The following is a 10,148-nucleotide window of genomic DNA, read 5'->3' as shown; positions in this document are numbered from 1 at the left end:
GCATGAAAAAATTAATAGTTGTCTTTGTTTTTTTCGCTTTCGCGAAAGCGTTAACAGCTCAACAGGATCCACAGTACAGTCAGTATATGTATAATCCGATAGTTATAAATCCGGCCTATGCTGGTAATCGCGGTGTAGCGAGTATAGTTGGATTACATCGTAGTCAATGGGTTGGATTGGATGGAGCACCACGCACACAAACCTTGTCGTTTCATACTCCTATTGCCAATAGTAGAGTAGGATTAGGTTTGAGTGTTGTAAATGACGAAATAGGACCAGCTGATGAGACCTATGTAGCGGCAGATTTTAGTTATACGATTCCTGTAGGAGACGAGGCAAGATTAAGTTTTGGACTTAAGGGAGGAATCCACGTGTTAAATGTTGATTTTAATAAGCTAAATATTTTTGATCCAGGAGATCCTAGATTGAGTGAGAATGTAGACAATAGATTGTCACCTACTGTAGGATTAGGACTGTATTATCATACGGATAGGTTTTACGTAGGATTGAGTTCGCCTAATTTATTACAGACGGATCATTTTGATGAGGATAACGACACGAGTTCAGCCACGTTTATAGCAGAGGAGCGTATACACTTATTTGGAACCGTGGGATATGTTTTTGATTTAAATGATAACATTAAGTTCAAGCCAGCTGGGCTAGTAAAGATGGTACAAGGAGCACCTTTACAGGTTGACTTAACGGCAAATTTCTTATTCAACGAGAAGTTCACAGTAGGAGCGGCCTATAGGTGGAGTGCTGCTGTTACCGGATTAGTAGGATTTCAAATAAGTGATCAAATGATGATAGGATTTGCCTATGATCGCGAGACTACAGAATTAGGTAATGCGATATACAACGATGGTAGTTATGAATTATTCTTGCGATTTGAATTGTTCAACAGCTACGATAGAATTATCACACCAAGATTCTTTTAATAAAATAGTATCATGAAATTAAAATATATATCTACACTTTTATTGGTGTCATTTATTCTGAATTTTTCATATGCACAGAAAAAGTCAGATTTAGAGAAAGCAAATAAAAAGTATGATCAATTAGCCTTTTTTGAAGCTCAAAAGCTTTATAAAAAACTATTTGAAGATGGTTACGAATCACCAGAGATTTTATCAAAACTTGCCGATGCTTATTACTTTAATGACGAGTTAGAAAAATCCAATAAATATTATACACTACTATTTGAAAAATACAAAGAGTCAGTAAAACCAGAGTATTATTTTAGACATGCGCAAACTTTAAAAGCTACTGGTCAGTATCAGAAAGCAGATGAATTGATGGCAACTTTTAATTCCTTCAAGGGATTTGATTCAAGAGCCAAAAAATATTCTGACGAGCCTAATTATCTGCAAATCATCGATTTTCAGTCAGGAAGATTTATTATAAAAAATGCGGAGGATGTTAATAGTTATACCAGTGATTTTGGTACGGCTTACTACGACGCCAAAGATAAAGTAGTGTTTGCCACATCTAGAGATACTTCTTCATTGATAAATAGAAGACATACATGGAGTGGACAGGCTTTTCTAGAGCTCTATGAAGCTGATGAAACAAATGCTGGAGAATTAAGAAATGCCAAGGAATTTAAAGGGGTTCTTAATACAAGGTTTCATGAAAGTACACCAACATTTACTAAAGATGGAAACACTGTATACTTTACGCGTAATAACTACTCCGAAGGTGTTGCAAGACAAGATATTGATGGTGTTAACAGGCTTAAAATATACAAATCCGTTAAAAAGGGAAAAAGATGGTTACAACCTGTTGAACTACCTTTTAATAGCGATGAATACTCTACAGCGCATCCAGCATTAAGTCCAGATGAGACTAAGTTGTATTTTTCTAGTGATATGCCAGGATCAGTTGGTTATGACATGAGAGAAAAATTTGGGAAGTCTGATTTATGGGTAGTTGATATTTTAGAAGATGGTAATTACAGTGAACCTCGTAATTTGGAAAATGTCAATACAGAAGGTAGAGAAAGTTTTCCTTTTGTAAGTAGCAATAATACACTCTATTTTGCAAGTACAGGTCATCAAGGATTAGGAGGACTAGATGTATTTGCAAGTTCCATCAAACCAGATGGATCTGTATCTAATGTGGTAAATATTGGTAGTCCTATAAATACACAATATGATGATTTCTCATTTATTATAAATGACGGTAGTAAGCGAGGATATTTCAGTAGTAATAGGCCAGGAGGAATCGGAGATGACGATATTTATAGTTTCATTCAAACAGAAGAGATGCGTAAAGAATGTGAGCACCTTCTTTCTGGTACAGTAACTGATAAAAATACAGGAGCTCCTATAGATGGTGCATTAGTAACCGTTCTTGATGCTAATAATAATATTGTAGGAGACGTGATTACTAAGGCTAATGGAAAATTTGTATTTAAATTAGAGTGCGATAAACAATATTTCCTACGAGGTGAAAAACAAGAATATGGTACCGACGAGGATTTGTTTACAACACCTTCTCAAACAGATTATAGTGATATACCGCTGGAATTGTCCAAAAACAAACAAGCGCTAGCAGATTGTGATGATATAGCGCCTTTATTAAACATAAAACAAATATACTTTGATTTTGACAAGTCCAATATAAGACCAGATGCAGCTGCAGAATTGACAAAGATTAAAGCATTCATGGAGCTATATCCACAGATAGCTGTTGAAATTAGGTCTCACACAGATAGTCGTGCGCCAGATGATTACAATGAGGCTTTAAGTGATCGTAGAGCGCGAAGTACTCGTCAGTGGTTGATCGATAATGGTATCGATGCGTCCAGATTAACAGCCAAAGGTTATGGAGAGCGTCAATTACTTAATAAGTGCTCAAATGGAGTTGAATGTACTCCAGAGGAACATCAACTTAATCGTAGGTCAGAGTTTATAATTTCTGGTCTAGGTAAGATTTCCAATTGTAATTAATAAAAAAGAGGTTCTTCAAGAACCTCTTTCTATTTTTATAATAACGCTTTCGCGAAAGCGTAGCAAAGATTATACAGCTATGGATTCAAATTCCGATACGAAGTGGAATTTGATACTAGGGTATTTTTGTTGCGTCATTTGAAGAGAGAAAGCACTATCTGCTAGAAATACCAATTGACCTTGTTTATCTTTAGCTAAGAACTTGGACTTAACTCTTTTAAAATCTAAAAATTCCTCACTTTTCCAATCCTTAGTATCCACCCAGCAAGCTTTGTGCACGTTAAGGTTCTCGTAGGAACATTTTGCTCCATATTCATGTTCCAGTCTATATTGAATTACTTCAAATTGCAGAGCGCCAACAGTACCAATAACTTTACGACCATTTAGTTCTAGAGTAAATAATTGTGCTACACCTTCATCCATTAATTGATCAATACCCTTAGCAAGCTGTTTTGCTTTCATAGGATCGGCATTATTAATGTATCTAAAATGTTCTGGTGAGAATGAAGGAATTCCCTTATAATGTAGGATCTCACCACTAGTTAAAGTGTCACCGATTTTAAAATTTCCCGTGTCGTGAAGACCTACAATATCTCCTGGGTACGATATGTCAACAATTTCTTTCTTTTCTGCAAAGAATGCATTAGGACTAGAGAATTTTAAGTTTTTATCTAACCTAACATGTTTATAAGGTTTATTACGCTCAAAAGTCCCGCTTACAATTTTCACAAAAGCCAGTCTGTCTCTATGTTTAGGGTCCATATTCGCGTGTATCTTGAAAACGAATCCACTAAAATCTTTTTCTTTAGGATTTACTAATCGTTCCTCAGCATTTTTAGGTCTAGGAGTAGGGGCTATTTTAATGAATGCGTCTAGCAGCTCTTTTACGCCAAAATTATGTAGTGCACTACCATAAAATACGGGTTGCAATTTGCCGTCTAGGTAATCTTTCTCATTAAATTCTGGATAGATACCTTCTACCATTTCAAGTTCTTCTCGTAATGTTTGAGCGCTTTCAGCTCCAATTAGATTGTCTAATGCCGTATCATTTAAATCGTCTACGGAAGTAGTTTTATTAATGTCTTTAGAAGACTCTCCAGTGAACAATCTTATATTTTTTTCAAAAAGATTATAAATTCCTTTAAGATCATATCCCATTCCTATAGGAAAACTCAATGGTGTCACTGTGAGTTGTAACTTTTGTTCAATTTCATCGAGTAGATCAAAGGCATCTTTTCCTTCTCTATCCATCTTATTGATGAATACAATCATAGGAATGTTGCGCATTCTACAAACCTCTACAAGTTTTTCAGTTTGCTCTTCCACACCTTTTGCAACGTCTACTACGACTATGACACTATCAACAGCCGTTAAAGTTCTAAAGGTGTCCTCGGCAAAATCTTTGTGTCCTGGTGTGTCTAGAATATTAATCTTTGTGTCGTTATATTCAAATGCTAGAACCGATGTAGCCACCGATATACCACGTTGACGCTCGATTTCCATAAAGTCACTAGCCGCACCTTTTTTAATTTTATTGCTCTTTACGGCTCCTGCTTCCTGAATAGCACCTCCATAAAGAAGAAGTTTTTCTGTAAGTGTAGTTTTACCTGCATCTGGGTGAGAAACAATACCGAAGGTACGTCTTCTATTAATTTCTTTTTGTAAGGACATGAATGATTAATTATTCGGAAATGCAAAAATACAGCATCCTTGATTAATCAATGGATTGTTTAATTGATTTGCTAATTTCTATATTTTAATAAAGTTACCTATGGGTAACTCATGAAATAATCAAGTTTTTATAATTAACAATAAGAATATAACTGATGTTTTTTATCGAACTTGTAAAATGTTAATTACCACTATTTAAACGATAAAAATTATCATTTTAACGATTTTTTATGATCTTAACAGTAATATTTTTAAACTAGGCATTACATCGAATATATTTATTTATTATCGAATGATTCTATCAAGTTAATAAAAAGGATTATGAATAACGCTACTCAGTTTTTTAAAAATATACCGATTGCAAAGAAACAAGCATTTATTAAGGTGCTACTATTTTTTCTCTACGGGTTCTTTCTTAATAGTATGTATTCACAAAGTCCTGTAGATTTAAAAAAGACTTTTATTTTTTCTACGGATGATGTTGAGGATGTGTCCAAAACAGTTAATGTCTATAAAAAGATTATTTCATCAAAAAAGAAATCTAAAACTTCACCTTCCTTTACATCCAAAACGGTTACTACTCTAGATCTAAATGGACCATTCCCAGGTAATGATTATAGTTTAGATGTTCTTATTAATTTTATATACCAACCTGCTGCCTTAGACTGGCAACTTGTAACCACATCAGGGTCTTTTACCAGTGCAACTATTACATTCTCTCAAAATCCAACTGGTGCTCCTAATGGTGTTTACGATAATGGTCAAGAAAGATTAGTTATATATAATGAAGCAGGAACTGGTATAATTTCCGCTCCGTTTTTAGGAAACACTTCGAATCCAGCCCCATTTGGGCCGTTTAATGTTGTTTATGGTACTAATAGTTTTACTATTACTAGTGTAGATGGTATTACCTACAATATAACAGAAACAAATGGTAATCCTATTCTTACCGATAACTTTGAAACTTTTTTATTAAACTTTAGATATTTACATCAAGGTACAGGTGTGGTAACAGAAGCTATACGTTATATGCAAATTAGCGTCACAGATCCTGTTAACGCTCTATCTGCGACTACAGAACTATTCCCTCATTATCCACCTGTAGTTATAGATGATACGGCATCATTAGCAGCAAATGCTGCAGCACCAATAACGGGTAATTTATTGTCCAACGATACTGATAATTCGCCAAATCCACCAGGAAATGTGTTAAGTGTTGCAGATGTTAATGGATACGTGGCAGAAGTTGGTATGCCTTATAATTCAACCTATGGTACCTTAACTGTTCAAAGCGATGGTTCCTATAGTTATCAGGTGGATACAAGTAACATAGCAGTTCTTGGTATAAGGAATGGTGAGACATTAGAAGATATAATTGCTTACCGAGCAGCAGATGGTCTCGGATTCAGTGATACTGGATTCATTACAGTTACAATTAATGGAGTGACTGAGCCACCAGTAGCAACAGATAATGCAAATTCTGTTATTATAGGCTCTAGTCCAACAGCAACTGGTAATGTTATTACTGACGATGATGGTAATGGTCCGGACAATACAGATAGGCCATTTGCAAGGTTTATCTGGGAGAATGAGTTTTCTGCCACAGGTGGTGAAGTTGGATATTCTCCTCCTATAGATGGTGAAAGTAGATTGAATACTACAACAGGTGTAACTATTTCTTTTACATCAACAGATCCTGATAATGTAGGTACTATTAATAGAAATCAAGTCGTTCATCAAACTAGAACAAACGGAGGGCATACAGGATATTTAGGATATCAAATTAATGGTACTACTAATCCTGTAGCTTCGACAACTACAACAATTGATTTTGATGCTCCAATTGTGAGTTTAAGTTTTGCGGCTTCTGATATAGACCAAGACCAAAGTTTTAATACGACATGGCAAGATCAATTCACCGTAACCGCATTTTTAGATGGGGTTCCTGTGGCCTATAACGCACAAGTTGCAGGAACAGTAATTCAAAGTGGGAATTCATTTTATGGAACTGGCTCGGTTCCTGCCTCTGAGGCAATGGGTAATGTGAATTTCTTTTTTCCTGATCCTATAAATCAGGTTGTTATTGAATATAACTATGGTCCTGACGTAATAGCGCCGGATCCAAATGGACAAATTGCTGCAATAACAGATCTGATTTGGCAAGCAACTGATGTTCCTAGAGTGTCAGAGGTAGATAATGATACAGCAAATGTTGGTAATGTTATTGCAACCACTTATGGATTTATTACAGTTAATTCAGATGGATCTTATACTTACAATGTAGATCCTGCTAATCCAGCGGTCGTGGCATTAAGTCCAGGTTCTACGCTCACAGATACAATTCCTTATCAACTTATAGATTCCTTAGACAATTCTGGTGCAACTTCGGACGCAAACCTGATTATTACAATAATTCAACCAGCCCAAGCAGTCGCTAATGATGACGACTTTTCTTCTTCTCCAATAAATGGTACATCAGGTGGGACAACTGCAACAGTGTTTGGTAATGATACCAGTAATGCAGATCCCGCTAATGATGCAAATATTAATGATAACATTAGTATTACTAATGATGGAGGTTTAACAGGTATCACGATTAATACAGATGGTACTATTAATGTTCCACCAGGAACAGCTGGAGGTTCGTATACAGTAACCTATCAAATTTGTTTAAATTCTCCGGACGACTCGGTATGTGACTCTGCTATTGTTACAATTGAAGTTTTTGAGTCTCCCGTTGCGCAAGATGATGTGAGTGTTGATAATAATGTAGGTGTTACGGTATTTGTAAATCCTTTTGCAGATAATGGTAGCGGAATAGATAGTGATCCTGATGGAAGCTTAGATCCTACTTCTGTCAGTCTTGTAGTTCCTTCGGGTGTAACCATGATCATTACTGATAGTAATGGGGATTTTATTGGATTTACCGTCCCAGGTGAAGGAACTTGGGAAGTTAATCCAATAAATGGAGAAATAAGTTTTACACCAGAAACAGGTTTCAATGGTTCTCCAACTCCAATTCAATATACAGTCGATGATAATGATGGTTATATTTCCAATCCAGCTTTTGTTACTATTATATACAATATTCCACCAGTAGCAGATGATGAGATTCTATCAAACCAGACGATCAATACACCGATTACGGTAGATGCGTTAGCTGGCGATGATGATCCAGATGGCGATAATGCAAACTTGATAATCACTGAGGTAGAAGGTCAGGCGATATCGGTAGGTTCACCAGTGACATTAGCCGATGGTACGGTAGTAGAGCTAAATCCAGATGGGACCTTAAATGTTATTCCAGCGACAGACAGCACAGAGCCAATCAGTTTTGAATACACAGTTGCAGATGAAGACGGTTTAACTGATACAGGTATGGTAGATATAACTTTCACTCAGTTACCACCAGTAGCAGATGATGAGAGTTTAACAGATCAAGCTATAAACACACCTATTAATATCAATGTGTTAGACGGTGATGATGATCCAGACGGCGACAATGCTAATTTGACGATTACCGAGATCATCGATCCAGCAACAGGAGTAGTAACTCCGATAGCACCAGGATCTACAGTAACCTTAAGTGATGGTACTACGGTAACCCTTCAGACAAACGGGACCTTAGATGTTACACCGGCTACAGACAGTACGGAGCCGATTAGTTTTGAGTATACCTTAGAAGATGAAGACGGTTTAACTGACACGGGAATGGTAGATATAACCTTCACCCAGTTACCACCAGTAGCAGATGATGAGATTCTAGCGGATCAGACGATCAATACACCAGTGACGGTAGATGCGTTAGCTGGCGATGATGATCCAGATGGTGATAATGCAAACTTGACAATTACCGAGGTAGAAGGTCAGGCGATATCGGTAGGTTCACCAGTGACTTTGGCTGATGGTACGGTAGTAGAGTTAAATCCAGACGGAACCTTGAATGTTATTCCAGTAACGGATAGCACAGAGCCGATTAGTTTTGAATACACAGTTGAAGATGAAGACGGTTTAACTGATACAGGTATGGTAGATATAACCTTCACTCAGTTACCACCAGTAGCAGATGATGAGATTCTATCAAACCAGACGATCAATACACCGATTACGGTAGATGCGTTAGCTGGCGATGATGATCCAGATGGCGATAATGCAAACTTGACAATCACTGAGGTAGAAGGTCAGGCGATATCGGTAGGTTCACCAGTGACATTAGCCGATGGTACGGTAGTAGAGCTAAATCCAGATGGGACCTTAAATGTTATTCCAGCGACAGACAGCACTGAGCCGATTAGTTTTGAATACACAGTTGCAGATGAAGATGGTTTAACTGATACAGGTATGGTAGATATAACTTTCACTCAGTTACCACCAGTAGCAGATGATGAGAGTTTAACAGATCAAGCTATAAACACACCTATTAATATCAATGTGTTAGACGGTGATGATGATCCAGACGGCGACAATGCTAATTTGACGATTACCGAGATTATCGATCCAGCAACAGGAGTAGTGACTCCGATAGCACCAGGATCTACAGTAACCTTAAGTGATGGTACTACGGTAACCCTTCAGACAAACGGGACCTTAGATGTTACACCGGCTACAGACAGTACGGAGCCGATTAGTTTTGAGTATACCTTAGAAGATGAAGACGGTTTAACTGACACGGGAATGGTAGATATAACCTTCACCCAGTTACCACCAGTAGCAGATGATGAGATTCTAGCGGATCAGACGATCAATACACCAGTGACGGTAGATGCGTTAGCTGGCGATGATGATCCAGATGGTGATAATGCAAACTTGACAATTACCGAGGTAGAAGGTCAGGCGATATCGGTAGGTTCACCAGTGACTTTGGCTGATGGTACGGTAGTAGAGTTAAATCCAGACGGAACCTTGAATGTTATTCCAGTAACGGATAGCACAGAGCCGATCAGTTTTGAATACACAGTTGCAGATGAAGACGGTTTAACTGATACAGGTATGGTAGATATAACCTTCACTCAGTTACCACCAGTAGCAGATGATGAGATTCTATCAAACCAGACGATCAATACACCGATTACGGTAGATGCGTTAGCTGGCGATGATGATCCAGATGGCGATAATGCAAACTTGACAATCACTGAGGTAGAAGGTCAGGCGATATCGGTAGGTTCACCAGTGACATTAGCCGATGGTACGGTAGTAGAGCTAATCCAGATGGGACCTTAAATGTTATTCCAGCGACAGACAGCACTGAGCCGATTAGTTTTGAATACACAGTTGCAGATGAAGATGGTTTAACTGATACAGGTATGGTAGATATAACTTTCACTCAGTTCCACCAGTAGCAGATGATGAGAGTTTAACAGATCAAGCTATAAACACACCTATTAATATCAATGTGTTAGACGGTGATGATGATCCAGACGGCGACAATGCTAATTTGACGATTACCGAGATATCGATCCAGCAACAGGAGTAGTAACTCCGATAGCACCAGGATCTACAGTAACCTTAAGTGATGGTACTACGGTA

The 10,148-nt window shown here is 37.5% G+C and carries 6 protein-coding genes; 5 read left to right on the top strand and 1 reads right to left on the bottom strand.

The genetic code is table 11. The annotated features are described in order from the left end of the window. The first annotated feature begins 2 nt into the window (after positions 1-2). Positions 3-938, top strand: a complete 936-nt coding sequence (locus tag BST91_RS09245; protein WP_042280475.1) for a PorP/SprF family type IX secretion system membrane protein — start codon at positions 3-5, stop codon at positions 936-938. A gap of 12 nt (positions 939-950) precedes the next feature. After that, the gene (locus tag BST91_RS09240) at positions 951-2,951 is read left to right on the top strand and encodes an OmpA family protein (RefSeq protein ID WP_085775235.1); all 2,001 of its coding nucleotides are present in this window, start codon (positions 951-953) and stop codon (positions 2,949-2,951) included. A gap of 69 nt (positions 2,952-3,020) precedes the next feature. Here the strand turns inward: BST91_RS09240 and BST91_RS09235 are convergent, their stop codons facing one another. Next, positions 3,021-4,622, bottom strand: coding sequence for a peptide chain release factor 3 (locus BST91_RS09235; RefSeq protein ID WP_085775234.1), 1,602 nt, complete (start codon positions 4,620-4,622; stop codon positions 3,021-3,023). 321 nt (positions 4,623-4,943) lie between these two features. Here BST91_RS09235 and BST91_RS09230 point away from each other — a divergent pair, with 321 nt between their 5' ends. The 3 genes from BST91_RS09230 to BST91_RS13540 are packed head-to-tail and all read left to right on the top strand — an operon-like array spanning position 4,944 to position 10,095. After that, positions 4,944-9,842, top strand: coding sequence for a beta strand repeat-containing protein (locus tag BST91_RS09230; protein WP_085775233.1), 4,899 nt, complete (start codon positions 4,944-4,946; stop codon positions 9,840-9,842). Beyond that, complete coding sequence (locus BST91_RS13545; RefSeq protein ID WP_394335653.1) at positions 9,776-9,961, top strand: Ig-like domain-containing protein; 186 nt, start codon at positions 9,776-9,778, stop codon at positions 9,959-9,961. The genes BST91_RS09230 and BST91_RS13545 overlap by 67 nt, the downstream gene beginning before the upstream one ends. 29 nt (positions 9,962-9,990) lie before the next feature. Further along, positions 9,991-10,095: a hypothetical protein gene (locus tag BST91_RS13540; protein ID WP_169709788.1), complete on the top strand. Its 105-nt coding sequence runs from the start codon at positions 9,991-9,993 to the stop codon at positions 10,093-10,095. Positions 10,096-10,148 lie beyond the last annotated feature (53 nt).

The sequence above is a fragment of the Nonlabens tegetincola genome (assembly GCF_002117085.1).
In the GTDB taxonomy this organism is placed as follows: domain Bacteria; phylum Bacteroidota; class Bacteroidia; order Flavobacteriales; family Flavobacteriaceae; genus Nonlabens; species Nonlabens tegetincola.
Note: the sequence above shows the minus strand (reverse complement) of the source record. Positions and strands in the feature narration are given on the sequence as shown.

Bases quoted from the DNA above. Each gene is read 5' to 3' on its own strand.
- BST91_RS09245 (WP_042280475.1), top strand. From the start codon at position 3: ATGAAAAAATTAATAGTTGTCTTTGTTTTTTTCGCTTTCGCGAAAGCG.
- BST91_RS09240 (WP_085775235.1), top strand. From the start codon at position 951: ATGAAATTAAAATATATATCTACACTTTTATTGGTGTCATTTATTCTG.
- BST91_RS09235 (WP_085775234.1), bottom strand. From the start codon at position 4,622: ATGTCCTTACAAAAAGAAATTAATAGAAGACGTACCTTCGGTATTGTT.
- BST91_RS09230 (WP_085775233.1), top strand. From the start codon at position 4,944: ATGAATAACGCTACTCAGTTTTTTAAAAATATACCGATTGCAAAGAAA.